This is a genomic window from Sorangium sp. So ce185 (genome assembly GCF_051526825.1).
Lineage (GTDB): Bacteria > Myxococcota_A > Polyangia > Polyangiales > Polyangiaceae > Sorangium > Sorangium cellulosum_D.
Genome location: NZ_CP150316.1, coordinates 8,676,738 through 8,701,714 on the forward strand (window position 1 = coordinate 8,676,738; position 24,977 = coordinate 8,701,714).

General features: G+C 73.8%; 16 protein-coding genes. 3 read left to right on the forward strand and 13 right to left on the reverse strand.

Annotated features, from left to right (window positions below; genetic code table 11):
- Window positions 1–3 precede the first annotated feature (3 nt).
- The 6 genes from WMF26_RS31755 to WMF26_RS31780 all read right to left on the reverse strand — a co-directional run bounded on the left by WMF26_RS31755 (window position 4) and on the right by WMF26_RS31780 (window position 9,196).
- The gene (locus WMF26_RS31755) at window positions 4–381 is read right to left on the reverse strand and encodes a hypothetical protein (protein ID WP_437995756.1); all 378 of its coding nucleotides are present in this window, start codon (window positions 379–381) and stop codon (window positions 4–6) included.
- Window positions 362–880, reverse strand: a complete 519-nt coding sequence (locus WMF26_RS31760; protein ID WP_438002468.1) for a hypothetical protein — start codon at window positions 878–880, stop codon at window positions 362–364. The genes WMF26_RS31755 and WMF26_RS31760 overlap by 20 nt, the downstream gene beginning before the upstream one ends.
- A 72-nt stretch (window positions 881–952) precedes the next feature.
- Window positions 953–3,457 carry a SpoIIE family protein phosphatase gene (locus WMF26_RS31765; RefSeq protein ID WP_437995757.1) on the reverse strand — a complete coding sequence of 835 codons (2,505 nt, stop codon included), beginning with the start codon at window positions 3,455–3,457 and terminating at the stop codon, window positions 953–955.
- Between the two features lie 16 nt (window positions 3,458–3,473).
- A complete protein-coding gene (locus WMF26_RS31770) occupies window positions 3,474–3,851 on the reverse strand; it encodes a hypothetical protein (RefSeq protein ID WP_020738257.1) in 378 nt (125 codons plus the stop codon).
- Window positions 3,848–4,357 carry a hypothetical protein gene (locus tag WMF26_RS31775; RefSeq protein ID WP_437995758.1) on the reverse strand — a complete coding sequence of 170 codons (510 nt, stop codon included), beginning with the start codon at window positions 4,355–4,357 and terminating at the stop codon, window positions 3,848–3,850. Before WMF26_RS31775 ends, WMF26_RS31770 begins: the two co-directional genes overlap by 4 nt.
- 186 nt (window positions 4,358–4,543) lie before the next feature.
- Window positions 4,544–9,196 carry an nSTAND1 domain-containing NTPase gene (locus tag WMF26_RS31780; protein ID WP_437995759.1) on the reverse strand — a complete coding sequence of 1,551 codons (4,653 nt, stop codon included), beginning with the start codon at window positions 9,194–9,196 and terminating at the stop codon, window positions 4,544–4,546.
- A 127-nt stretch (window positions 9,197–9,323) separates the two neighbouring features.
- Between WMF26_RS31780 and WMF26_RS31785 the strand changes: the two genes are divergently transcribed.
- A complete protein-coding gene (locus tag WMF26_RS31785) occupies window positions 9,324–9,911 on the forward strand; it encodes a Uma2 family endonuclease (RefSeq protein WP_061621503.1) in 588 nt (195 codons plus the stop codon).
- A gap of 75 nt (window positions 9,912–9,986) precedes the next feature.
- Window positions 9,987–11,501 (forward strand): sigma 54-interacting transcriptional regulator, encoded by a 1,515-nt coding sequence (locus WMF26_RS31790; protein ID WP_437995760.1) that lies wholly within the window; start codon window positions 9,987–9,989, stop codon window positions 11,499–11,501.
- Here WMF26_RS31790 and WMF26_RS31795 read toward each other — a convergent pair.
- The gene (locus WMF26_RS31795) at window positions 11,498–13,324 is read right to left on the reverse strand and encodes a sigma 54-interacting transcriptional regulator (protein WP_437995761.1); all 1,827 of its coding nucleotides are present in this window, start codon (window positions 13,322–13,324) and stop codon (window positions 11,498–11,500) included. The two genes, WMF26_RS31790 and WMF26_RS31795, sit on opposite strands and share 4 nt — an antisense overlap.
- Before the next feature lie 184 nt (window positions 13,325–13,508).
- Window positions 13,509–14,567, reverse strand: a complete 1,059-nt coding sequence (locus WMF26_RS31800) for a hypothetical protein (RefSeq protein ID WP_437995762.1) — start codon at window positions 14,565–14,567, stop codon at window positions 13,509–13,511.
- A 741-nt stretch (window positions 14,568–15,308) separates the two neighbouring features.
- Here WMF26_RS31800 and WMF26_RS31805 point away from each other — a divergent pair.
- A complete protein-coding gene (locus tag WMF26_RS31805) occupies window positions 15,309–18,158 on the forward strand; it encodes a protein kinase domain-containing protein (RefSeq protein ID WP_437995763.1) in 2,850 nt (949 codons plus the stop codon).
- A 41-nt stretch (window positions 18,159–18,199) separates the two neighbouring features.
- Here WMF26_RS31805 and WMF26_RS31810 read toward each other — a convergent pair whose 3' ends face one another.
- From WMF26_RS31810 to WMF26_RS31830, 5 genes are all read right to left on the reverse strand, one after another.
- Entirely contained in the window at window positions 18,200–18,487 is a 288-nt protein-coding gene (locus WMF26_RS31810; RefSeq protein ID WP_437332114.1) for a hypothetical protein, read from the reverse strand.
- A gap of 847 nt (window positions 18,488–19,334) precedes the next feature.
- Window positions 19,335–20,210, reverse strand: coding sequence for a Uma2 family endonuclease (locus WMF26_RS31815; protein ID WP_437995764.1), 876 nt, complete (start codon window positions 20,208–20,210; stop codon window positions 19,335–19,337).
- Between the two features lie 182 nt (window positions 20,211–20,392).
- Window positions 20,393–20,578, reverse strand: a complete 186-nt coding sequence (locus tag WMF26_RS31820) for a hypothetical protein (RefSeq protein WP_437332116.1) — start codon at window positions 20,576–20,578, stop codon at window positions 20,393–20,395.
- A gap of 26 nt (window positions 20,579–20,604) precedes the next feature.
- Window positions 20,605–20,904, reverse strand: a complete 300-nt coding sequence (locus WMF26_RS31825; RefSeq protein ID WP_437995765.1) for a hypothetical protein — start codon at window positions 20,902–20,904, stop codon at window positions 20,605–20,607.
- Between the two features lie 650 nt (window positions 20,905–21,554).
- Window positions 21,555–24,662, reverse strand: coding sequence for a PKD domain-containing protein (locus WMF26_RS31830; protein WP_437995766.1), 3,108 nt, complete (start codon window positions 24,660–24,662; stop codon window positions 21,555–21,557).
- Window positions 24,663–24,977 lie beyond the last annotated feature (315 nt).

Genomic DNA, 24,977 nt, shown 5'->3' on the forward strand with positions numbered 1-24,977 from the left:
CGGTCAGGCATCGGCGATGGAGACGAGCTCCGGAGACATGCGCTCGAGCGCCGTCAGGCTCCGCCGCTGCCACCCGAGCCGCGCGTCGGTGAGGAACTCGATCTTGCACCTGAGCCCCTGGCCCGCGACACCGGAGATGAAGCTGATGAGCGCCTTGAGACAGCTCGAGTTCAGGAAATAAAGGGCCCTCACGTCGAACGCGACGGCGCCGACGCGCAGGCGCAGCGCCTCGGACTGGAGCTCCTTGAGGAAGAAGCCGAGCGGCGCGACCGCCGCCATGTCGCCCGTGCCGGTGAGCTTGACGGTGAGGGTGTCCTCCCTCAGGGCCGGCTCGGCCCCGAAGCTGTCCGTGACGACGGGCTCAACCCTTAAGGCGCTCATCCCCCCTCCACCTCGCGACCGGCGCGTGCGCGATGATCGTCAGCTCGTTGCCCTCGATCTTGTAATCCACGTCGAGCCCGCCCTCGGCGCGCACCCGCGCGAGGCCGAGCCCCGACACCCCTTCTACCATCGCTGTCTCACAGATGAGGTCGTCATAATGCTTCACCGGATCCGTCGCTGTCTTCAGCTCGAACAGCCGCCTCTCCACCTCGCGCAGCCGCTCCGGAGAGGCCTCGTTGCGCGCGCAGATCTTCATGACGCACGAGCTCTCGCTCTCCTCCAGCGCGAGCTCGAGGCTGACCCGCGGGCCGGAGGAGTACTTGATGACGTTCTCCGCGAGCTCGTGCGCGGCCATGTAGAACCGCGAGCTCACGTTCGGGTCGTCGAGCACCATGCTGCAGAAGCTGGACACCAGGCGGAGCACGCTGCCCGCCATGCGCTCGGTCGGATAGAACGTGATGCACAGGAACAGTGACCCGCTGCTGCTCGGTTCGGACACTGGCACGATTGACGCATCCTACGTGGTTCTCGGCCCGAATCCAGTCCCTTCCGCCCTCGCGTGGGGTAGCGCTCATGTAGGAAAGCCGGCGGACTGGAGCGAGAGCGCCCGGGGCGCGCTGTACCTCGCCACGACGACGGTGATGTCGTCATCGGGGCTCGGGCACCAGCCCTCGACCTCCCTCAGGATCCGGTCGCGGATCGCGTCGGACGGGGCGTGCTGGGAAGACTCGATGGTAGAGCACAGCCGCTCGAGGCCGAACTGCTCCCGGTGGCAGTTGCGCGCCTCCGTCACGCCGTCGCTGTACAGCACGAGGATGTCGCCGTCCTCCAGGGAGAACTCGGCGTCTCGCGTCATCGCGTCGATGGCGGGCAGCGCGCCGATCCAGACGCCCGAGCTCTGGATGCACACGCAGCGGCGGGTGCGCGCGCGCCACACGATGATGTCGTCGTGCGCCCCCGCGAACGTCACCCGGCCGCTCCGCTCGTACCGGAGGAGCAAGAGCGTCGCGTGCTCGTCCCGCTTCAGCCGGCTGCGGACGTTCTCGTACACCGCCGCGTTGACCGCGGAGAGGATGTCGCTCGGGCTGGCGTTCGGGTCGGTGCGCGTCAGGGCCGAGATCATGCTCTGGATCATCAGCATCACGAGCCCCGCCGCGAGCCCGTGCCCCGCGACGTCGCCGATCCCGAGCCACCCGCCCTCGGGCGTCGCGATGACATCGTAGTAGTCGCCCCCGACCGTGGCCGCCGGCTTCATGACCGCGGCGAGCTCGAGCCCCTCGACCGCGAGCTGCGCCGGCACCAGCGTGGTCTGGATCCGCGCCGCGACGGCGCTCTCCTGGCGGACCTTCTCCTGCTCCAGCCGCTCGCGCAGCTCCACCTGCCGGACGACCTCCCAGTGCAGCGCCGCGGCCTTGACCGCAGAGCCGATCTGGAGGCGCAGCGCGTCATAGACTAGCTCGTTCGCGCCGCTGTTGAGCACCGCGACGCCGAACTTCTCCGCGTCGCCGAACGCGACCGACAGCGCGATCACGCTCCTTCGCTCCCCGTCGCCCAGAAACCCCTCGGGCGCGAGGCGGCGGGCCGGGAAGCTCGCGGGCGGCGGCTCGACCTCGAGGCCGTCCTTCATCAGGAAGAGCGGCACCATGGTGGCGCGGTGCGGGTCGTCGTAGAGCGACACCGCGACCCGCGAGAACTGCATCCGCGGCAGCTCCGACGCCATCATGCGCCGCAGGACGGGCAGGCTCAGGCAGGTCGAGAAGCTCCGCGAGCTCCAGCTGAGGTAGAGCGACGCGAGCTCCACGCTGAGCCGCTGCTGCCCCTCGGCGCGCACGGACGCGCCCGCGACGAGCACGCGCGCGGCGTGCCAGAGCTGCTCGAGCGTCTCCTCCAGCGCCCCGTCGCGCCGGCCGTCGGGCCGGCGGCCGAGCCGCTCGCGGAGCAGCGTGACGACCCCCTGGAAGTGCTCCAGGTTCGCCCCCTCGCGCCCCGCCGCGTCGAGGATCGCCTCGAGGGCGCGCAGGAACCGGCCCTCCTGGCCGGCGATCTCGTCGTCCAGCGCCGACAGGAGCTCGCCGGCCCAGCCGTGGAGCGAGCCCGCCGGGATCGCGACGCTCTTCTCGAGGGCGCGCGAGAGCGCGTCGCGCTCGCCGGCGGGCGGGGGCGCCGCGCGGGGCCCCCTGCTCAGGGGCGCGCCCGCCGCGTCCACCGGGCCGCCGCAGCCGCAGGACTCGCGCAGCGTGAGCTCGACCGGGAAGAGGTCGCAGTCCGGGACCGGCGCGCCGTCGATCATGCGCATCAGCGTGTCGACGGCGCGCGCCCCGAGCCGCTTGATCGGCTGGCGGATCGTGGACATCGACGGCTTCGTGAAGCGCGCGATGACCGCGTCGTCGAAGCCGCACACGAGGACGTCCTCCGGGACGCCGAGGCCGCGCGCCCGGAGGGCGTCGATCGCGCCGAGGGCCATGGCGTCGTTGGCGGCGATCACGGCGTCGAGCTCCACCCCGCGATCCAGGATCTCGCGCATGGCGGCGCGCCCGGAGTCGATCGTGAACGCGCCGCACGCGAACAGGCGCTCGTCGGCGGGCAGCGATCGGGCGGCGAGCGCCCGCCAGTAGGCGCCGGAGCGCACGTCCGCCTCCTCGTTGCTCGCCGGCCCGGCGATGCACGCGACGCGCCGGAGCCCGTGGCGGTCGACCATGTGGCCGACCGCCATCTCGATCCCGAGGGCGTTGTCGACGACGAGGCTCGGGACGCCGTCGATCGCCACCCCGATGCTGCAGACGGGCAGCGGCGCGTAGGACCGGCAGAACCGCTGCATCCCGTCGACGCCGACGTGATGGCACAGCGTGGTCGAGGCGACGATGACGCCGTCGACCGTCTCCGGGCCGATGAGGTGATAGATGCTGTTCTGGGCCGCGCCGAACGACCCGGGCAGGGCGAGCGTCTCGCCGAAGGCGATCACGAGGTTGACGTCGTGCGCCTCGGCGGCGCGCTCGACCCCGAAGCGCACCTCGGACTGGTACTCGCCTCGTACGTAATCCATCAAGAGGGCGATCGTCCGGCGCTTCTTGCTCATGCCTCTGGCTCTCGGCTCAGGTATCGGCGATGGAGACGAGCTCCGGGGACATGCGCTCGAGCGCCGTCAGGCTCCGCCGCTGCCAGCCGAGCTTCGCGTCGGTGAGGAACTGTATCTTGCACTTGAGCCCCTGGCCCGCGAGCCCGCAGATGAAGCTGATGAACGCCTTGAGACAGCTCGAGTTCAGGAAGTAGAGGGCCCGCACGTCGAACTCGACGGCGCTCACGGACAGGCGTATCACCTCCGCCTGGAGGGTCTTGAAATAGGAGCCGAGCGGCGCGGCGGCCGCCATGTCGCCCGTGCCGGTGAGCTTGACGCTGAGGGTGTCCTCCCGCAGGCTCGGCTCGATCCCGAAGCTGTCCGTAACGACCGACTCGACCTTCAAGCTGCTCAATCTGCCCTCCATCTCTCGACCGGCGCGTGCGCGGTGATCGTCAGCTCGTTGCCTTCGATCTTGTAGTCCACGTCGAGCCCGCCCTCGGCGCGCACCCGCGCGAGGCCGAGCCCCGACACCCCCTCGAGCATCGCCGTCTCGCTGATGAGATCGTCATAGTGCTTCACCGGGTCGCTCGCGGTCTTCAGCGCGAAGAGCCGCCTCTCCACCTCGCGCAGCCGCTCCGGAGAGGCCTCGTTTCGCGCGCGGATCTTCAGGATACAAGAGCTCTCGGCCTCCTCCATCACGAGCTCCAGGCTGACCCGGGGGCCGGTCGAATACTTGGTGATATTCTCGGCGAGCTCGTGCGCGGCCATGTAAAACCGCGAGCTCACGTTCGCGTCGTCCAGCACCATGGCGCAGAAACTGGACACCAGACGCAGCACCGCGGTGGCCATCCGCTCGCTCGGGAAGAAGGTGATGCAGAGGAAAAGCGAGGCACCCTGGCTCGGTTCGGACGCGGGCACGATGGGCGCAGCGTACGGCGTCCGCGGACGGGAGCCAATCCCTTCTGCTCCGTCGCGGCCCCGGAGGTGAGCGCGCGCCCTACAAGGTTTTGGCCTTGGCGGTCCCAAAGACCGCATCTTCATCCGTGACATCCGTGACATCCGTGACATCCGCGCCATCCGCGCCATCCGTGACGCGGGTCACGGTCATTCGTGGCGCGCCACGAGCCGCTTGCCCTCGGCCCTGAGGTTCGACACCGCCTCGCCCACGCGCTGGGCCAGCGGCAGGCCCCGGGGCACCACGACGCCGACCGGCCCGCCCACGCGGCCGAACGACCAGGAGAGCGCCGAGCCCTCGGCGTCCCACGCCGCGAGCCGCTCGCGGCCCTCCGACGGCATGGCGCCGACGATCTCGCGCCGCTCCAGGTCGAGCACCGCGATCCGGTCCGCCGACGCGAGCAGCATCGTCCTGCCGTCCGGCGCCACGGACAGGTCCTCCCACTCCGCCCCGCTCACGCCCTCGAGCACCCGCTCCGCGAGGCCGGCGCGGCGGACCAGGACGACGCCGGTCGCGTCCGCGAACGCCACGTCGCCCGGCAGCGGGCCGTCGGCGATCGCGGTCGCCCGCGGCGTCGCGTACCCGAGCACCCGCACCTCCCCCCGCGCCTCGTCGATGCGCGCCACCGCGCCCGAGCTGAACGCGAGCCACAGCCCCGGGCCCACGCCGCCGCGCGCGGGGCTCGGGCGCGCCTCGTAGACGTAGCCGTCGGTCACCGCGATCGTGCGCGACGACAGGTCGCGGAGCGACGTCGCCACGAGGTTGCCGTCGAGCTCCTGCGTGAACAGCGTCCGGCAGGCGGCGTCGACGCCGAGCACGAGCGCGGGCGCCCTCGGCACCGCCTCGACGGTCGCCCCGGTCGCCGCGTCGAACAGCGTCCACACCCCCTCGTCCTTGCGGTACGCGAGCAGGCGGCCGTCGTCGCAGGCGCGCAGCAGGTGGCCCCGCCGCGCGGCCGTGCGGCGCCGCGACCCCTCGTCGTAGAGGCGCACCTCGCCGCCGATCTGGAAGGCCACCGCGCCCCCGCGCCGCAGCACCGCGGCGGCCGAGGCGCCCGGCTCGCGGCCCTCCGCGCCGCCCGCCGGGCCCTGCCCCTCGAAGCGGAGGAAGCGCTCCGCGGCGGGCGGGCCCGGGCTGAACAGGATGAGGTCGCGCGTGAGCACGCGGCGGTCCGGCAGCCGCCACCCGCCGACGAGCCCGTGCGGGCCGACGTCGCGCTCGGCGATGTCGGCCGCGTCGCCGCGCGCGCGCAGCGGCCGCGGCGCGCGCTGGCCCGGGGGCGCCTCGCACGGCGAGCCCTCGGGCGGCGCGTCGCCCGGGGCGCGGCCGCCCTTCCGGAGGTAGTGCCAGACGCTGCCGCCGCCGCCGCAGACGCCCAGATCGAGCCCGCCCGCGTCCCAGCGCGCCGACGCGGGCGCCGGGTCGGTGTCGAGCTCGAGGAGCGGCGCCTCGGGCCGGTCGAAGGCGTAGATCGACGTCCTGCTCTGCTGCACGAGCGCGATCGCGGGGTCGCGCGGGCTGAAACGCCCGAGCACGGCGGGCGCGCTCAGGGTGATCTCGGCGCCCGCGCCGCCCTCCGGCCCCCAGAGCAGCGCCCGCCGCCCGAGCACCGCCGCCACGCGGGCGCCGTCGGGCGAGACGCCGAGCACGTTGCCGCGGAACGGGTGGCGGTCGACCGCGCCGGCGCCGCCGCCGCGCCGCAGGTCCCAGCGCGCGATGCCGCCGTCGGTCGAGCACGCGAGGACGGGCGCCGCCTCGGCCGCGTGCACGGCGCTGCTGCACCGCACCGGCGCGATGGCGGCGAGCGCGACCGTGCCGTCCTCCCGCAGCCGGAAGACGCGGACCTCGCCCGTGACCGAGCGCGTCACCACCGCCGTGTCGAACGCGAACGGCACGCGCTCGACGTGCGGCGCGTCGTGCGGCCGGAGCGCGATCACGCGCGGCGTCTTGGCGCGGTCGACGCTCTCCGGATCGACGTCGAGCGCGACGTCGTCGATGACCTCCGGGTCGGGCGGGCGCAGGTCGGCGACGAGCAGGGCGCCGCCGGGGCCGCCGGCGACGACCCAGCGGTCGTCCCACGGCAGCGCCGGGCCCACCACGCTGTCGACCGTCAGGAAGTGCGCGCGCGGCAGGCCCATGGCCGCGGTCGCGAGGTCGAGCGGCAGCGCCGCGTCGTCCGCGCGCCGGGAGAGCGCCGCGGCGACCCACGCGGCGCGGTGGTACGGGTCCTCGGTGCGGCGCGCCTTGCCGATGAGCTCGGCGAGGTCGGCGCGCTCCTCGGCCGCGCGGCGCGCCGCCTCGGCGCTCGCCTGGCGCGCCGAGGCCCACCGCTCCGCCGCGAACGCCGACGCGGCGGCGAGCCCGAGCGCCGCGGCCGCGCCGAGCTTCTTGGCGCGCTGGCGGCGGGCGCGCCGGAGGCTCTCGCGCACGAGGGCCTGCTCGCGCCGCGGCAGCCGCGAGGCGAGGGCGGCGCCCGCGCTCACCTGGTCGAGCAGGTCGCGGCGCAGCAGGAAATCGGGGTTCTCGCCGGAGCGATCCCACACGTCGGCGGCCTCGCGGAGCCGCTCGAGCAGGATGAGCCGGTCCATGTGCAGCGCGCGGGTGGACGCGAGGTGCGGCCAGCCCGCGACGAGCGCCTCGTGGGCGAGCTCCACCCGGAGGTCGCGGCGGACGAGCAGGCGCGCGCGCTCGAGGGCGCCGAGGACCCGGGCCGCGTCGGCGGGCGGGGCGCCGACGGCCTCCACGAGCTCCGCCTCGACCCAGCGGACGCGCGAGCCGTCGACGGCGCCGAGGCGGAGCAGCGCCTCGTCGGCGATCGCGCGGTCCTCCGGGGTGAGGGCCAGGGCGGCGGCGTCGGCGTGCCGCGCGAGGGCGCCCCGCACGCCGCCGAGGGCCTGCCACGCCTCGCCGGTGAGGGCGCCGCGCTCGTCGCGCGCGGCGGCCCACCAGTCGGCGAGGGCGAGCGCCACGAACGAGAGGGCGGCGCCGCCGCTCCGGAGCTCGCGCCGCACCTCGGCCTCGACCTGGGCGAGGCCGCGCACCTCGGCGCCGGCGAGCCTGGCGGGGCCGGCGACGAGGTCCTTCACGGCCGCGGCGGCCGGCGGCCCCACGTAGCGCAGCGCCGCCCGGAGGCCCTCGCCGGCCGGCGAGGCGAGGAGGGCGGCGGCGCGCTCGTCGGCCTCGTCGAGCACGCCGATGAGCCGGAGCCCGCGCCGCGCCTCGCCGGTCGCGAGCGCGCCCACGAGGGCGGCGAGCCGCCCGTCGCCGAGGGGCGCGATCGGGTCGACGACGAGCGCGACCCCGACGGCGGACGCCATGCAGAACCGGGTGAGCGCGGCGAGGTCGGCGGCCTCGAGCTCGGGGGAGACGGCGGCGAGCGCGCGGGCGAGGGCGCCGTCCGGATCGCCTTCGGGGCTGACGCGCGCCTCGATCCAGTCGTCCTTGTGGTCGGCGTGGCGGCGGGCGAGGTGGGGCACGAGGCCGGCGGAGGCGAGCGACGACTTGCCGGAGCCGCGGGGCCCCTGGAGGACGAGGCACGGCTCGAACTCGAGCTCGCGCCCGAGGCGCGCGATGTCGTCGTCGCGCCCGAACAGGAGCCCTTCGTCGGTGGCCGAGAGGGGGGCGAGCCCCTTGTACGGCCGGTCCGGGACGCCGTGGGGGCGCTCCCAGACCTCGTCGAGCAGCTGCTTCAGCCGCCCCGGCGCGACGCGCCGGTGCGCGGGGTCCACCGAGAGCAGGCGCCGGAGGAGCGCGAGCAGGCCGCGCGGCAGGCGCGCCGGGTCGGCCGCGAGGTCGCGCATGGCGCCGCGCAGGGTCGCGGCGCGGAGCTCGGTCCACCAGGCGGAGACGCTCGCCGCGTCGGAGCCGTCGGCCGGCTCGTCGGGCACGGCGTGCGGGAGGCGCCCGGTCGTGAGCTGCGCGATGCAGACGGCGAGGGCGTAGGCGTCGGTGGCAGCGGAGGGCTCGGCCATCTCGAGCACCTCGGGGGCCATGAAGCCGGGCGTGCCGATGACGCTGCGCGCGGCGGCGGGGCTGTCCGCGCCGACGAAGGCGCGGCGGGTGGAGGCGTAGACGTCGCGCTCGGCGAGGAAGGCGGCGGTGCCGAGGTCGCCGCCGCCGGCGCCGTCGCCGGCGCTGCCGCCGTCGGCGCTGCCGGCGGCGCGGCCGCTGCCGCCGCCGACGCTGACGGCCGGGGGCGCGCCGGGGGCGCGCGAGAGGGGGCCGCCGGGCGAGGGGCCTGCGCGCCGCGAGATGCCGAAGTCGAGGACCTTGAGGGCGCCGTCCTGGGTGAGGAACAGGTTGGCGGGCTTGAGGTCGAGGTGGACGACGCCGCGCGCGTGGATGACGTCGAGCGCGCCGGCGACGTCGCGGGCCCAGGCGACGACGCGGCGCCAGGGGATGCGGCGGCGGAAGCGGATGAGGTCGGCGAGGTTCCTGCCCTCGAGGAGCTCCATCGAGACGAACGGGGTCCTCGGGGCGCCGTGGAGGATGCCGGCGGCGTAGATCGTGACGAGCGAGGGGTGCCGGAACGAGGCGAGGAGCTTGGCCTCGTCGGCCCAGTCCGCGGCGTCGGCGAAGTCCGAGACGAGGAGCTTGAGGGCGACCTCGCGGAACGGGGCGCCGTCGGGCAGGAGCTCCTCGGCGCGCCACACGTCGCCGAAGCCGCCGCGGCCGAGCCGGACGCGGAGCCGGTAGCGGCGGTCGAGCACGTCGCCGGGGACGTGCGCGAGCCCGCCCGGGGGCAGCGGCACGACGCCGGGGTCGCGGGAGGAGCTGCCCTCGTCGACGAGCGTGCGGTCCATCGCCGGACGACGGTATCAAAAGCGGCGGGAGAGGTGGACGGTCCCGCGCCCTGCGCCGCGGCGCCCCTGCGGCGGCTCGCCCGGCAGCGCGTGGACATCTCCGGCCCGCCACGCGACACTGTCGCACATGGGCGTGGCGGCATCGCGACGGAAGCTCTCGCCGGAGGAGTACCTCGAGCTCGAGCGCGCATCGGAGGTGAGGCACGAGTACGCCGCCGGCGAGATCTTCGCGATGTCCGGCGGCACCTTCGAGCACAGCGCCGTCGCCGCGAACATCGGCCGGCTGCTCGGCAACGCGCTGGGCGAGGGCGGGTGCATCGCGCTGAACTCCGACATGCGCATCAAGATCCCCTCCGCGGACCGCTACGTCTACCCGGACGGCTCCGTCGTCTGCGGCCGCCCCGAGTTCGAGGACGAGCGGCGCGACACGCTCCTGAATCCGGTCCTCGTGGTCGAGGTGCTCTCCGATTCGAGCGAGGCGTACGACCGCGGCGACAAGTTCGCGCATTACCAGACCGTGGCGTCGATCCGGGAGGTCGTCCTGGCGTCGCAGAAGGCGCCGCGCATCGAGGTCTTCGCGCGCCAGGCCGACGGGAGCTGGGTGCTTCGGGTCTATGGCCCCGGCGATCGCGCTGCGCTCTCGTCGGTGGGGTGCGACATCGGGGTGGACGACGCGTACCGGGGCGTGTTCGAGGCCGCCGGCGTGGCCCGCTGAGGCGGCCCCGCGCTCGACGGGGCTCGCGAGCGCACGCCGGTCCCAGCGCGCCTGCGCTGGTGGTAGAACGACCCGGTGACATCGGATCGTTCAGGCCGTCATTCCCCGGCCGGGGCGGCGCCCGCGGGCGATCGCCCCGCGGCCGGGGACCCGCGCTCTCCTGCGGCGCGGGAGCTCGTGGTCTTCGCCGGCGACGCCGTCGTGGTCCACCCGCTGCCGCCGGGCGGCTCGGTCTCGATCGGCCGCTCCTCCGAGAACGGCGTCTGCATCAACCACGCGTCCGTCTCGCGCCGGCACGCCGTCCTGCACCTCGATCCCCCGCTCCGGATCGAGGATCTCGGCGGCACCAACCCGATCTCCGTGCGCGCCGCGCGCGCCGACCAGGCGCGCCTGCCCATCGAGACAGGGAAGACGGAGGACATGCGGCAGGTCTCCGGGCAGACCATCGAGATCGCCCCCGGCGACTGCATCACCCTGGGCTCCGCCCTGATCGTCGTCCGCCTGGCCGAGGCGGCCGTGAGCGCGCCTCCGGCCGGCCCTGGCCGCCCCGCCGCGCCGCCGGACGGCGGCGACCTCGTCCTCCGGGACCCGGCGATGCGCGCGCTCTACGAGCAGGCTTCCCTCGCCGCCCCGGGCCTCATCAGCGTCCTCTTGCTGGGCGAGACCGGCACCGGCAAGGAGGTGCTGGCCCGGGCCATCCACCGCCGCTCTTCGCCTGCCCGCGCGCGGGGGCCCTTCCTCGGGCTCAACTGCGCGGCCCTGTCGGAGACGCTGCTGGAGAGCGAGCTCTTCGGGCACGAGAAGGGCGCCTTCACCGGGGCGCTGCAGGCGAAGCCTGGGCTGTTCGAGGCCGCCGACGGGGGCACGGTGTTCCTCGACGAGGTGGGCGAGCTGCCCAAGGCCACGCAGGTCAAGCTGCTGCGCGTGCTCGAGGAGCGCCAGGTGCTCCGCGTCGGCGGCCGGGCCCCGCGCAGCATCGATGTCCGCTTCCTGTCGGCCACCCACCGCGATCTGGAGGCCGAGGTCGCGCGGGGGGCGTTCCGGGAGGACCTGTACTTCCGGCTCAACGGGGTCACGCTCACGATCCCGCCGCTGCGCGAGCGCGCCCTGGACATCGCGCCTCTGGTCCAGCTCTTCGCGATCAAGGCGAGCCGGTCGTTCGAGCGGCCGCGCGTCCCCGCCGTCTCGGCCGAGGCCCTCTCGCTCCTGGAGCGCTACGCATGGCCCGGCAACATCCGGGAGCTGCGCAACGCGATCGAGCGCGCCGTCATGCTCTGCGCCGGCGACACGCTGCTGCCGGAGCACCTGCCGGCCAAGATGAGGGCCGGGGGCGCGCCCGCAGCGCCGCGAGGCGCCGCGCCGTCGAGCGGCCCGCCGGAGCCGGCGGCCCCGCGCGGCGCCGAGGCGAGCGCGCCGCCGCCGCGCCAGGCGGAGCCGAGCGAGAAGCAGCGCATCATCGAGGCGCTGGAGAAGTGCGTGGGGAACCAGACCTACGCGGCGAAGCTGCTGGGGATCTCGCGGCGGACGCTGGTCTCCCGGATCAAGGAATACGACCTCCCGAGGCCGCGGAGGCCGAGAGAGAAGCCTTAAAGCTCGTCGCGGAAACCGAGCCCGAACCGGTCGATCCGCCGCTTGATCATCACCCGGGTGATCCCGAGCTGCCGCGCCGCCTCGGACAGGTTGCCGCGCGCCGCCTTGAGCGCCTCCTCGATGAGCTGCCGCTCCGTCACGTCGAGCGCCGCGAACCGCTCGGCGAGGGACGCGCCCTCGCGCGGCGCCGGCGCCGCCCTGGGCCCCTGCCGGATCCGCGAGCTCAGGTTGTAGAGGTCCACGATCGGGAGCTCGGCGTCGATGGCCGCGCGCTCCATCTCGTTGCGGAGCTCCCGCACGTTGCCGGGCCAGCCGTAGGCCTTCAGGGCCGCGAGGGCGGCCGGCGTGAACTCCAGCTCTCGCTTGCCCATGCTCGACGCCGCCGCCTTGAGCAGCGCCCGCGCCAGGAGCTCGATGTCCTCGCCGCGCTCGCGCAGCGGAGGCACCGAGAGCTCAACCACGTTGAGCCGGTAATAAAGGTCCTCGCGAAACCGCTTGTTCGCGATCTCCTCGGCGAGATCCTTGTGCGTGGCCGACACGACCCGCACGCTGACGTGCACCGCCTTCTCGGCGCCGAGCGGCTGGATCTCCCCCTCCTGGAGGGCGCGGAGGACCTTGGCCTGCGCCGCGAGGTCGAGGTCGCCGATCTCGTCGAGGAACAGCGTCCCGCCGTCGGCCAGCACGAACTTGCCGCGCTTCTTCCCGGCGGCGCCCGTGAACGCGCCCTTCTCGTAGCCGAAGAGCTCGCTCTCGACCATCGACTCCGGGATGGCGGCGCAGTTCAGCGTCACGAACGGGCCCGCCGCGCGCGGGGACACGCTGTGGAGCGTGCGCGCGACGAGCTCCTTCCCGGTCCCGCTCTCTCCCTGGATGAGCACGTTGGCCGAGGACGCGCCGTATTTCTGGATCTGCGCCTTGAGCCGCCGCATCGGCTCGCTCGCGCCGATCAGCTCGGCGGCCGGGCCGCCCGGCCCGAGCGCCTCGGCGAGCGCCTCCATCCGCCGGTAGCGCTGCGCGCTCTCGAGCGCCGCCGCCGAGAGGTGCCCGATCGCCGTCAGGAAATCGAGATCCTGCGGCGTGAAGGGCGAAGTCGGCGGCCGCGCGTCGACATAAAGGAAGCCGAGGAGGAGCGAGCCCGCCTGGAGCGGGACCGCCATCGCCGTCAGGATCCCCTCCCGCACGAGGGTCTTCGGGGCGCCGCGATCCCCGCTGTTGTGGGAGATGACGCCCTCGCGCCGGACCGTGACCGCCTCGAGCAGCGTGCGGCTCACGGCGATGTCGTCGGCCCCCGGGCCGCCCCCGCGCGTCCGCGCGAGGCGGCGGAAGCCCCGCGCGCCCGGCTCCGCGAGGCCGACCAGGGCGCGCTCGCAGCCGAGCACGTCGAGGAGGGACTGCAGCGTCCTGCCGAGCAGATCGTCGCGATCCGCGAGGTCGAAGGCGGCGCGGCTCAGCTCGTAGACGAGCTGGAGGCGGCGGCCCGTGTCGTCGCGCACGGGCGCGAAGGCCGCCGTGGCCTGCTGGTGGACGAGCTCCGGCTCCTCGTCGTCGCGGAACGCGAGCAGGATGTTGCCGACCTGGATGCGGTCGCCGGCCTTGAGGGCGTGGGTCGTGATCCTGACGGTGTTGACAAGCGTGCCGTGGGTCGACCCGAGATCCTCGACGAGCCAGCCCTGCTCCGACCGGGTGAACCGGGCGTGGAAGCGCGAGACCTGGTGGTCGTCGAGCACGACGTCGTTCTGCTCGCTCCGGCCGAGGCGCAGGCCGTCCCGCAGCGGGACCGTGTACGACACCTGGCCGGGTTCGCGGACGACGAGGTAGGGCATGGGCGCGGGGTGGGAGCCGCGCCATTGTCGCCCACGATCGCGCAGCGGCGCAACGATAGGCGTCGAGGCGAGATCGCGCTCACCATCGGCTGGCAGAGCCGAGCGCCTCCCCGCCGCTCGGCGCCCGCCGCCGGGCGGCCTCGACCACGGGGCGCGGACGCGGCGCGGGGCAGCGCCGAGGAGGCTAGTAGTAACAGCGCCCGGCGTTGCCGGTACCCACGTTCTCGCAGTAGTAGCAGCCCTGCTGGCCGACATACCACGTGCTCGCATCGCAGATCTTCCTGCACGTGCCGTAATAGCAGTCGTACCCGGCCCCGCAGGTCTCCCCGGAGCAGGCCCCGCCCGGAGGGGTCGAGCCCGGGACACCGCAGCTCGGGAAGCTGCCGGCGGTGTACTGGCACGCTTCGCCCTCGGCGCAGCCCGTCTGGGTCAAGAGATCGCAGGTCCCCTCGGGCGCCGGCCCCTCGAAGCCGATGTCGCTGTCCGGGAGGCCGAGGCTCAGGCAGTTGACGCCGAACGTCGTGCTGCTCACGCGGCAGAACCTCACGCACGAGCCTTGATCCGGGTTCGCCTGATCCACCTTGAGGCACTGGGCGCCAGCGACGCACTGGTCCGAGGTGCACGGAGAGCCCACCGGCAGCGAGCCTGGCGACGCGCAGAACGTGCGGCCGCTCGAGTCGGCGAGGAGGCAGGTCTGCCCCGACGGACAGTAGTTATAATCATAGGAGGAGACCAGGTTGCACTCCGCCCGATCGTCGTTCGGGGCGACATCGAAGCTGATGCCGACCGAGCCGTCGCCGAGGGTGATGGTGCCCTGCCCCGTCGTGAACGTGAACGAGATGTCGGTCATCGCCGATGCGCTGATCTCGAACGTCTGCGGGTTCGGCGAGAGCAGGGCCGCGGAGACGGGGGACTCCGTGCCGTCCGGCTCGATCCGCGCGAGCTCCCAGCCGTCGGCCAGGCGGACCGTGTAGGGCCCCTGGAACAGCGTCGCCGTCAGCGTCTCCGCGCCCGGCTCGCTCTCGGAGTCGAGGGTGGCGGCGTGGGCGCCGTTCGTCGAGTGGATGGAGAACACGGCGCCATGGAGGCGGAACTCGCCTCCCGCCGACGTCACGAGCGGCAGGCTGACCATCCCGACCGCCTGCTCGTCGTGCGAGCTCACGGGCGACGCGCATCCGATCGTCGTCATCGCTCCCGCGGAGAAGAGGAGCGCCAATCCGAGAGGAAACCACGTGAACTTCATCTGATCATCCCATCCTTCTGCCTGCTCGGCGCGGGGAGCGCAGCCTGACGCCGGCGTCGATCGCGCCGAACGAGGTCGCGAGATCCCCGTCGCCGTCAGGGCTGCGTGTGGCGGTCGATGCCCGCGATCACGCGCGGCGCCGCGGCCGCTGCCGGGGAGCGCGCGCGCCGCGCATCGATGCCTGACCCCTGACCGTAGAGCAACGGCCATACCAGCGCGGGCGCGCCGGCGATCGCCGGGCGTGGCGGCCTCCATCGCGCCGGGCGATCGATCGAACGGAGCGATCGGCTCGATCAAACGATCACCTCGGCCGGGCCCACAGGGGCGCGGGACCGCGGCGCAACCGCCCACGAGCGCAGCGCGGGCGCGGCGGCCCCCGGGAGCCGGCGGCGGGTGGTGGCCGGATTTGAACATGAAGGCGGGAAGGCGGGAAGACGGGAGAAAAGATCAATGATCTTCCTGTCTTCACGCCTTCATGGGAATCACTTTGCGGCCAATTGGGCCACCACCAGCCGGCGGCGCGCTGGCGCGGCCCGCGCGCCGCGCGCCGTTCCAGCGGCGGCGACCCGCCGGCCATCCCCGCACGCGGCTCACCCCGCGGGAGCGATGGCCCGAGGCGCTTCAGCCCACCTCACCGCTCCTCCCCTCACCCATCTCACCGGGTCTCCCCAGCGCTGCGGCGCCGCGCCGCGCGACCGTTGCCGGTCGAGCCCACTTTTGGGGTAGTCTGCGTGGTTGATCATGCCGCAGCACGAGCTGTCCGACATCCCGACCGCGCCCGGCGCCCCACCGGTCCTCGGCGCATCGACGGCCCCCCACGCGCCCCCCGTCCCCGGCGCGGCCGCCGTCGCCGCCCTCGTCCCAGGGCACGTCATCGCCGGCCGGTTCGAGCTCCGCTCCCAGCTCGGCGCGGGCGGCATGGGCGCCGTGTGGCGCGCCCTGGACCGCGCGGTGGACGAGGAGGTCGCCGTCAAGGTCCTCCTCGCCGGCGCGTCGTGCGAGCCGGTCGTGGTGGCGCGCTTCCGCCGTGAGCTGAAGCTGGCGCGGAAGATCTCCCACCCCAACGTCTGCCGCGTCTTCGACCTGGGCGAGGCCGACGGGCTGCGCTTTTTGACGATGGAGCTCGTCGAGGGCAAGACGCTGCGGGCCGTCCTCCTGGAGCGCGCCCTGGAGCCGAGGCGGGCGCTCTCGCTCCTCCAGCAGGTGGCGAGCGGGCTCGCCGCGGTGCACGACCAGGGGATCATCCACCGCGATCTCAAGCCCGAGAACGTGCTGGTGCGGCGCGACGGGCAGGCGCTCGTCGCGGACTTCGGCCTCGCGCGGGGCGCGCTCGCCCAGGCGTCCACCGACGGCATCGTCGGCACGCTCGCGTACATGTCGCCCGAGCAGCTGCGCGGCGAGCCGCTCGGCCCGGCCAGCGACATCTTCTCGCTCGGCATCCTCGGCTTCGAGCTGCTCACCGGCCGCTCCCCCTTCGGCAGCGGCGCCCCCGCCACGGTCTTGAGCGCCATCCTGCGCGACGCGCCGCAGCGCCTCGAGGGGCTGGCGCTGCCGGCCAGCGCCGTCCGCGCGCTCGACGCGCTGCTCGCGCGCGCCATGGCCAACCGCCCCGAAGAGCGCTTCCCGACCGCCGGCAGCTTCGCGGCCGCGCTCGCGGCGGTGATCGCCGATCTGGACGCGGAGCCCCGCCTGGCCGCGGCGGATGCCCCCCTGGCCGCCGCGGGCGAGCCCCTGGACGGGGCGGGCACGACCCTGCCGCTCGGCCGCGAGGCCCCGCTGGCCGGCGCGACGAGCACGACGCTCCCGGGCGATCGGGCGGCGCTGTCGACCACGCTGGACTCCACGACCGTGGGCGTCCGGCCGTCGGTGCCGGCGGCGGACGCGGCTTCCGCGGGCGGCCGCGCGTCGCCCAGGCCCCGCTGGCGGCGGGTCGGCGCGGCCGTCGCCGCGGCGTCGGCGATCGGGCTCGCCGCCGTGGCCTTTCGCGCCGGCGCGGGCGGGCAGGCCGCCTCGCTCGGGGCCGCCCCGCCCGAGGAGCAGGCGCAGGGCGCGCGCTCGGCCCCTCCCGAGGACACCCGCCCTGCCCTCGTGGTGATGCCGTTCGACAACCTGACCGAGGACCCCTCCTGGGACGGGCTCGGCCAGGGGGCGGCGGAGACGATCCTCGGCGGCCTCCGCACCCTGCCGCAGGTGCGCGCGCTCGACCCGGCCCGGCCCGGCGATCCGGCGGCCGAGGCGCTGCGGCGGGGCGCGGCCTGGGTCGTCACGGGCTCCCTGCAGCGCGTCGGGGCGAGCCTCCGCCTCTCGGCGCAGCTCCGCGCGACCGACGGCCCGGTCGCGGGCGAGCCGATCGAGATCGACGGCGACCCGGGCGACCTGCCGCGGCTGCTCGAGGCGCTGCGCGACCGCGCCAAGGACGAGGTCCGGCTCGTGTGGCGGGACCATCGCCGCCTGGAGCGCGCCGCCCACGCGACGAGCGACGCCACGGCCCGGGCGAGGCTGCTCCAGTACTACACGCTGATCGGCCCCGCGCCGCGGCCTCACCACCACGCGGAGGGCAAGCGCCTGCTCGACGAGGCGCTCTCCGCCGATCCCGGGTACGTGCCGGCGCTCGCGGAGCGGGCCTATCTCCAGTCGTTGCACGCCTACGCCGAGGGCGAGCCTTCGCTGTACGCCTCGGCCCTCGGCGACCTCGATCGCGCCCTCGCGCGCGCGCCCGACGACGCGCAGGCGCTCGTCATGCGCTGCCGCGTCCTCCAGGTGAAGCGCCAGGCCCAGGGCCACGCGACGGACGCCGACAACCAGGCCGCCCTCGACGCCTGCGAGGCCGCGCGCCACGCCGACCCCGGCTCGGCGGACGTGCTCCTCGTGTTCGCGCGCCTCTACGACGAGACGTGCCAGAACGAGCTCGTCGACCAGGTCGCCGAGCAGGCGATCGAGCTGGATCGCAGCCTGTCGGGGCGGGTCCTGCGACATCGCATCATGCTCGCCGTGCGCGAGGACCGGTGGGAGGTCGCGGACCGGACGTCGCTCCGGCTCCTCGCCTTCGAGGACGAGCAGCAGACGCTCGGCGCGCGCGGCGTCAGCCGCCGGATGGGCGTCTTGCCGGAGCCGGGGGCCCACCTGCTCCGCGCGGCGGTGCTGCTGCGCCAGGATCGGCTGGACGAGGCGCGGCGGGAGCTCTCGGAGGAGCTCGCCGCCGACGCCGGGGCCAGGGCCGACAGGCCGTTCGAGGCCGCCTCGATCCGGGGGCTCCTGCGCGTCGCGCGGCAGAAGGGGGAGCCGGCGAACGCCCGGCTGGAGGAGCGCCTCGCCGTGCTGGAGCGGCAGTTCCAGGACGGCGCGGCGAAGAACCCGCACGTGGCCACCGCGGTGGCCGGCGCGTACCTGTGGACGGATCCCGACGCCGCCGCCGACTGGCTCGGCCGGGTGGGCGCGCCGAGCTCGTTCGGGGAGGCGTACCACCGCGCGCTCGCCTACCGGATGGCCGGCAAGCACGCCGCGGCGCGCGCGGCGCTGGCGGCGCGCGCGCCGTTCGAGCGGTGGGAGCGAGCCTGCGCGACGTGGCTACAGTCGCGGCTGTCCCCCTGAGCGCGGTGAGACCGGCGCGGGCGCGCCGGTCTCACCGCGCCTCAGATGCGATCGCAGAACGGCGAGCACACCGGCAGCGCCTGCGGCGCGCTCGCGGGCGCCTTCGGGCGCGGGGCGTCCTCCTCGTCGGAGGGCGCCTCCTCGCCCGCGCTCTCCTCGTCGTCCGCGTCATCACAGGCGCCCTCGCCGCGCTCGCTCTCGGCCCGATCGCCGAGCTCACAGGGGCTCTCCTCGCCGGACGCGACGCACGCGGTCGCGGAGAGCATCGAGAGGAGGCCGGCGAGGAAGAGCGAAGACAGACCGAGAGACTTCAGGGCGTGATGAGTCATGATCGCACCTCTCCATCGAGCAGCCGGAGGGCTGCTGTTGCAGGGATTTCCGCGGGCGATCCGCTCGTCGGCCGGACTGCCGATCATGAGATCATGAGTGGCAGTCCGGGCCCACGCTGGCCGGCGGCGAGCGCGCTTGAGGACGAGCTCCTCATGAGCGCTTGCCGGAACCCTCGTGAGAGCGGCGTCGACCGTTCGCAGGCGGATATCGCATGTGCCGTACCAGGGGGTCGCCGCGGGCCCTGGGCGCGGCGCGCGGAGGCGCGTGTCACGTGAGAGGCGGTGGAATCCTCAGCAAAAACGGGCAATTATCGGCGAGCCATCGCCCGGGGTGAGGCGCGCGCGCCGGCGACTCCCCGGCTGCGGAGAGGCGCTGTCACTCGACCGGTGCGCAAACTGAGCTAGCGATTTGCGCAAAGTGAGAAGCAGCGCTGCGCGCGCGGCCGAGAGCGCGCGCCTCGTCAGGGGAGAGCGGGTGGAGTCCCCGTCACCGTGAGTCCGGACTGGGTGTGATCGCCGAGCGAGGAAGGGGGTTGATGGGGCGAGCCGAGCCGCGCGACGCGAGCGAGCTGGTGGTGGCCCCATTTGCCCCGGAGTGATTCACATGAAGGCGGGAAGGCAGGAAGATCATTGATCTTTTCTTCCCGCCTTCATGTTCAAATTCGGCAACCACCAGCGAGCTCGCCGTGCGCGCGCTCATCGGGGGCGATCGGGAGGACGGCGAGCCCGACGGCGCCGGCGCGGGGGGTCGACCCCCTGCGGCGCGGCGCGCGACGTCGCGGGCGCGTGGCCCGCCGCCTCCGGCGGAGCGCCGCGCGCTGCCGGGACGGTGCTCGACCCCCTCCGGTCAACCCGGGGAGCGTCGCCGCGGCCGCCGCTTCCCCTTGGCTTCCGCGAGCTGTGCCCGCAGCGCCGCCACCTCGGCTTCCAGCGTCTTGTTCGCCTCGCGCGCCTTGGCCTCGGCCTCGCGCGCCTGGGCCTCGGCCTCGCGCGCCTTGGCCTCGGCCTCGCGCGCCTGGGCCTCGGCCTCGCGCGCCTGGGCTTCGGCGTCGCGCGTCCTGGCCTCGGCCTCGCGCGCCTGGGCCTCGGCCTCGTCCGGGGTCGGCAGCAGGTCACGGCCCTCCCGGTCGCGCGAGAGCCGGAGCATCGGGCCAATCGACGGGTCCTCCACCACGGTCCACCAGAGCCCCAGCGCCTCGCACGCGCGGAGATCCGGGTCGTCCGCCGACCGCTCCACGAGGTCGCCATCGAGCGCGTCCCAGATGCGGATCGGCCGCACCCGGTCGTCTGGATCGAAGCGCACGACCTCGCGGATGCCCGAGGCGCGGTAGCGCGCGAGCTTCTCGTCCCAGTCCGGCTCGCCCTCGTCGGACTCGCTCACGATCTCGACCCCGAGGTCGGGCGCCCCGTGCAGCCACGTCTTCCAGGTGCGGAACGTCCGGTGGGGCACGCCCAGCCGAACGAAGGCGTCGGGGGCGAGCCGCTTCCTCGACGTCGTCGGATCCCAGTAGACGAACTGGTCCGACCCGAGGGTCGCCACCTGCGCGAGCTCGCGCTTGAGGATCAGGTACAGCGCGGTGCGGAGCTCCAGGTGGCGATTCGTCTCGGGCACTTCTTCGGCCTCCGGGAAGACCACCGGCTCGGGCGGGCGGCTGTAGACGTGCGCCCGCGTGCGCTCGCGAGGCGCAGCGGGCGGGCGGACCGTGGGCTCGATGGCTGACATGGCCTTGGCCGAGGATACCACGACGGCCCCGTGCGGCACCCTGCGCGCGCCGCGCGGGGCGAGCATCGGCGTCGGGCCGCATGGCGCCCTCCGCAGCGTGATCGGCCGGAGCGCCTCCAAGTAATGCGGTGAGATCCGGGCACCGGGCGGCCGGGTGCCGAGGAGCGCTGTACCCGCGGCGTCTACCGCTTCCCGTCGGCCTGCGCGGCGGTGCCGTAGACGACGCCGAGCCGCGGCGCGTCGCCGCCCGCCCCGCCGTGGAGCGACATCGAGACGAACCACCCGGCCGGCCAGCTCCACGCCACGCCCCTGCGCGAGAGCGCGCAGAGCACGGCGGCGCACGAACCGAGCATCATCCCTCGTTCCATCGATCCCTCCTCGTGGCCCGCGCGCATCAATCGCACCTGTAATGCTGGGCCGTGCTCGGATCGCCGCAGAGGCTCTGCTTCAAGCTCTCACAGCTCTGGGACTCGATGGAGCTCGACATCATGTCGCAGGCGTCGTCCGTATACGTCTCCTGAAGCGCCTCCGCGCAAGCGTCGATCTCGGCGTCCCCCGAGGGACCTCCCAGACCGCAGCTCTGGGTCCTGCCGACGAACGTCTCGCAGACGTCGGCGCAGGGGGAGCTGCACCCCGCGCCGAGCGCGAGCGCCGCCGCCAGGGAGATCACGCCGAGAATGCTCTTGATGTTCATCGATGATACCCTCGCCTTTCCACGCACACCGCGTTCGGAGCCGACAGCTTCGCCTTCGCGCGAGCGCCGGAGGCCACCACGGTCGGGCCTCGCGCGGCGTTCGTCTCGCGTCGTTCCTCTCGCGTCTGCTACCCGAGCACCGCGCGTGCCAGGCGGACGGCTTCACGCGGCAACGGCGGAGCGCGCGGAAGAAGGGGCTCACTGCGGGGCGGCGCTGAGCGGATGGATCGGATGGATCGATCCGATCGATCGAACGATCCAATGCGGGAGCCGCGCGGGGTCCACCGCCGGAAACGAGGGCCGTGGGCGAAGCGCCTGCCGGCTAGAGCACCGAACAGATCGAACTCTTCATGACTTCAATGAGTTGCGAAGCCCGACCGCTCTGCCGGGAAGCAAGCTCCGGGGGCAAGGAATGCGGGGAAGAGAGAAATCGCAAGGGCGCGAGGGGCGCAAGGAACAGAGACGAGATTTTTCTCTCTCTTCCCCTTGCGCTCCTCGCGCCCTTGCGGTTTTTCTTCCCTTCTGTCGATCCCTTCGGGACTCTCAAGCGCGCTCCCGGCCGCTCGCGACCGCGGCGGCGGCGAGAGCGGCGCGGCGCCCGGAGGCCCCGCGCCGACCCCTCTGCCGCGCGTCAGCCGGTCACGCGCCGCTCACAGGCTCATGCACAGCGTGAGCTGGGTCGAACTCCCCATCAGCACGTCGGTGCAGCCGGCGCCCCCCAGCATGGGGCCCGTCGAGAACGGGCCTGGCATGTTGCAAGCATCCCAATCCATGCCCCAGTCCTGGAGCTCGGTCGATTGCTCGCTGTGCGCGATGCAGCAGTTGCCCGACGGCTGGGTCTTGTACGTCTTGCCCGCGAACCGGTTCGCGATGCTGTTCAGCACGCTCTGCGGAGCCAGCGTGTAGCCGGCCTGGCACACGGCGCCCGAGCCATCCAGGTAATAGCAGCGCCCATCGAACTCGACCTCGGTCGCCGAGTCGCACAGGCCGCTGTCGCAGGGCGCGCACGGGCCGCCGCAGTCGACGCCCGCCTCGCCCTGGTTTTGGATGCCGTCGTCGCACGTGGGGGCGGAGCCGCCCTCGCCCGCGCACACGACCGAGATCGTCTGGCTCGGCGGGAAGCAGGAGTCGCTGTTCACCCCACCCCAGGCCTCCATACCGATGCACGGCCGCGCGACGTACGTGCTGCTGCAGCTGCACTCGAAGCCGTCCGCCGTGAGCTCGACCACCCCCCAGGGGCCGCAGTCGGTCCCGACGGTCCAGGTCCGGCCGTCGCACTCGATCGGCCCGGTGGGCGTCCCGTCGTGGAGCGCCTGGCAGAGCGTGTTCGCCGCCGCGCCCGTGCAGGTCACCCCGTCGGGATCCAGGCTGCCGCGGAGCGTGACGGACGAGTACGAGCCCGTGAGCGACGCGCGGAACGCGTCCCAGGCGCCGCACTGCTCGACCGGCGCCTCGCCCTGCGTGAACTGCTGCGAGAACTCGACCGTGGTGCCGCCGCAGGGCGCGCACGGGCCGCCGCAGTCGACGCCCGTCTCGCCCTGGTTCTGGAGGCCGTCGTCGCACGTGGGGACGGGGCCGCCCTCGCCCCCGCAGAGGACCGAGATCGTCTGGGTCGGCGCCAAGCAGGTCTCGCCGGCAACGCCGCCCCAGTTCGCATTATCGATGCAGGGCCGCGCGATGTACCCGTCGCTGCATGTGCACGAGTCGCCGTTCGCGGAGATCTCGACGACGCCGGACGGACCGCAGTCCGTGCCGACGACCCAGGTCCGGCCGTCGCAGTCGATCGGCCCGGTCTGCGTCCCGGTGTGGAGCGCCTGGCAGAGCGTGTTCGCCGCCGCGCCCGTGCAGGTCACGCCGTCGGGGTCCTCGCTGCCGCGGATCGTCACGAACGAGTACGAGCCCGTGAGCGACGCGCGGAACGCGTCCCAGGCGCCGCACTGCTCGGCGGACGTCGAGCCCTGCGTGAACTGCTCCGAGAACTCGACCGTGGCGCCGCCGCAGGGCGCGCACGGGCCGCCGCAGTCGACGCCCGTCTCGCCCTGGTTCTGAATGCCGTCATCGCACGTCGGGCCGGCGCCGCCCTCGCCCTCGCACACGACCGAGATCGTCTGGCTCGGCGGGAGGCAGGAGTCGCTGCCCACGCCGCCCCAGTTCTCGTTGCCGATGCACGGTCGCGCGACGTACCTGCTCTCGCAGTTGCACTCCGCGCCGTCCGCGGTGAGCTCGACCACCCCCTCGGGGCCGCAGTTGGTCCCGACGGTCCAGATCCGGCCGTCGCACTCGACCGGCCCGGTGGGCGTCCCGCTGTGGAGCGCCTGGCAGAGCGTGTTCGCCGCCGCGCCCCTGCAGGTCACGCCGTCGGGGTCCAGGCTGCCGCGGAGCGTGACCGCCGAGTACGTGCCCGTGAGCGACGCGCGGAACGTGTCCCAGGCGCGGCACTGGTTGGTCGGCGGCTCGCCTTGCCTGAAGTCCTCCGAGAACTCGACCGCGGCGCCGCCGCAGGGCGCGCAGGGGCCGCCGCAGTCGACGCCGGTCTCACCCTGGTTCTGGATGCCGTCGCTGCACGTCTCGGAGCCGCCCGGGTAATCGAACTCGAGGGCCAGGCCGTTCGTGAGCGCCGGGCTCTGGCACGAGTACACGAGGCTGCTCGTATCGCCCGAGATCCCGGACGTCGCGCTCGCGCCGTGATCGACGGAGGCGTTGTTGACCGCGGTGTTCGCGTAGCAGAAGCGGATGTCGTTCGAGCCCTCGAACAGCACCGCGCGGATGTCCAGCCGGTCGCCGCCCTCGATGTGCGGAGTCTGCCACTGCACGACGAACCGGCGCGACGGGGCCGTGCCCAGCGTCTCGTACCAGACGAAGCCGACCGGCGGGTAGAGGTCGTCCCAGAACGGCGCGATGGTCTGCGGCTCGAGCGTACAGCTGTTGCCGTAAGACGTCGTGCCCGGGAAGCCGAGCTTGCCGTTCGACACGATGCTCACGGTCGACTGCGGGGTCCCGTAGTAATTGAACTCGAAGGGGAGCGCGACGCTGCTGAGGCAGTCGTCCTCGTTGCAGGCGAGGTTTCCGGTGAACGAGATGTCATCGCACGACGGGACCTCCTCGACGCGCGAGCAGCCGACGTATCCGAAGGCATCGGAGCCGAAGACCTGGCAGTCCGTCGAGCCGCAGTCCGAGGCCGAGACGTGGATGGGGAAGGTCAGCGAGGCGCTGCCGCCCAGGGCGTCCGTGGCCCTCACCCGCACGGTGACGTCGCCGGGGCCGTCCGGAGAGAAGGTCGCGGTGTTGCCGTCGCCGGTGATCGAGCCGGCGCCGGCGGCCAGCTCCCACGTGTACGAGACCGCGTCGCCGTCGGGATCCTCCGCGACCGCGGTGATCGTGGCCGTCTCGCACTGGGTGATGAACTTGCTCGGCGCGACGTCGATGTCCTGGAACGCCGGCGGATCGTTGAGCGCGACGACCGGGTCGAGCCCGCCGTTGCTCGCCCCGAGGCACTGGGAGACGAGGAAGAGCTCGGTCGTCGCCTCGGAGATGACGGTCGCGATCCCCTCGGCGGGCCCGCACTCCACCGACGGTCCGGCGTCGCCCATCGGGGTCGCGCAGACGCGGTAGTCGCCGGGCGGCACCACGAACAGGCCGTCGGCGCCGGCGTGGGTCCCCGAGCCCGGGGGGAGCGCGCCGCCGGGGAGCGCTTCCTCTTCGAGGGGGCTCGTGGTCTCGGCGATGGCCGAATCGCTGCATGAGCTGCTCGCGCTCACGACCTTGTAGTGGACGGCGGTGACGTCGTGTCGCGCGCCGCCGACGGTGAGCGCCGCCTGGATGGATCCGCTCTCGGCCGATTCTCTCGCTGTGGAACCCCCCTTGTCCGCGTCGCACGCGGAAGCTCCTAATGCCAGCGCAATGACCATCGATCCGCACGCGCCTGCGCGTGCATCAAACCGCTGTGCCATGGCTTCTCCTTGTCCAAGGATGATCGACTTAAGACGAGCGCCGCAGTCCCGCGGGGCTGCGGGCGGCTCGAGGCGGCTTCGTCGTTGCCGGGACGCCCGGCGCAGCTGCAAGCACCGTATGTG

What these genes read in the sequence shown, in the direction of transcription:
- WMF26_RS31755 (WP_437995756.1), bottom strand. Translation starts at nt 381, where the DNA reads ATGAGCGCCTTAAGGGTTGAGCCCGTCGTCACGGACAGCTTCGGGGCC.
- WMF26_RS31765 (WP_437995757.1), bottom strand. Translation starts at nt 3,457, where the DNA reads ATGAGCAAGAAGCGCCGGACGATCGCCCTCTTGATGGATTACGTACGA.
- WMF26_RS31780 (WP_437995759.1), bottom strand. Translation starts at nt 9,196, where the DNA reads ATGGACCGCACGCTCGTCGACGAGGGCAGCTCCTCCCGCGACCCCGGC.
- WMF26_RS31785 (WP_061621503.1), top strand. Translation starts at nt 9,324, where the DNA reads ATGGGCGTGGCGGCATCGCGACGGAAGCTCTCGCCGGAGGAGTACCTC.
- WMF26_RS31795 (WP_437995761.1), bottom strand. Translation starts at nt 13,324, where the DNA reads ATGCCCTACCTCGTCGTCCGCGAACCCGGCCAGGTGTCGTACACGGTC.
- WMF26_RS31800 (WP_437995762.1), bottom strand. Translation starts at nt 14,567, where the DNA reads ATGAAGTTCACGTGGTTTCCTCTCGGATTGGCGCTCCTCTTCTCCGCG.
- WMF26_RS31805 (WP_437995763.1), top strand. Translation starts at nt 15,309, where the DNA reads ATGCCGCAGCACGAGCTGTCCGACATCCCGACCGCGCCCGGCGCCCCA.
- WMF26_RS31810 (WP_437332114.1), bottom strand. Translation starts at nt 18,487, where the DNA reads ATGACTCATCACGCCCTGAAGTCTCTCGGTCTGTCTTCGCTCTTCCTC.
- WMF26_RS31815 (WP_437995764.1), bottom strand. Translation starts at nt 20,210, where the DNA reads ATGTCAGCCATCGAGCCCACGGTCCGCCCGCCCGCTGCGCCTCGCGAG.
- WMF26_RS31820 (WP_437332116.1), bottom strand. Translation starts at nt 20,578, where the DNA reads ATGGAACGAGGGATGATGCTCGGTTCGTGCGCCGCCGTGCTCTGCGCG.
- WMF26_RS31825 (WP_437995765.1), bottom strand. Translation starts at nt 20,904, where the DNA reads ATGAACATCAAGAGCATTCTCGGCGTGATCTCCCTGGCGGCGGCGCTC.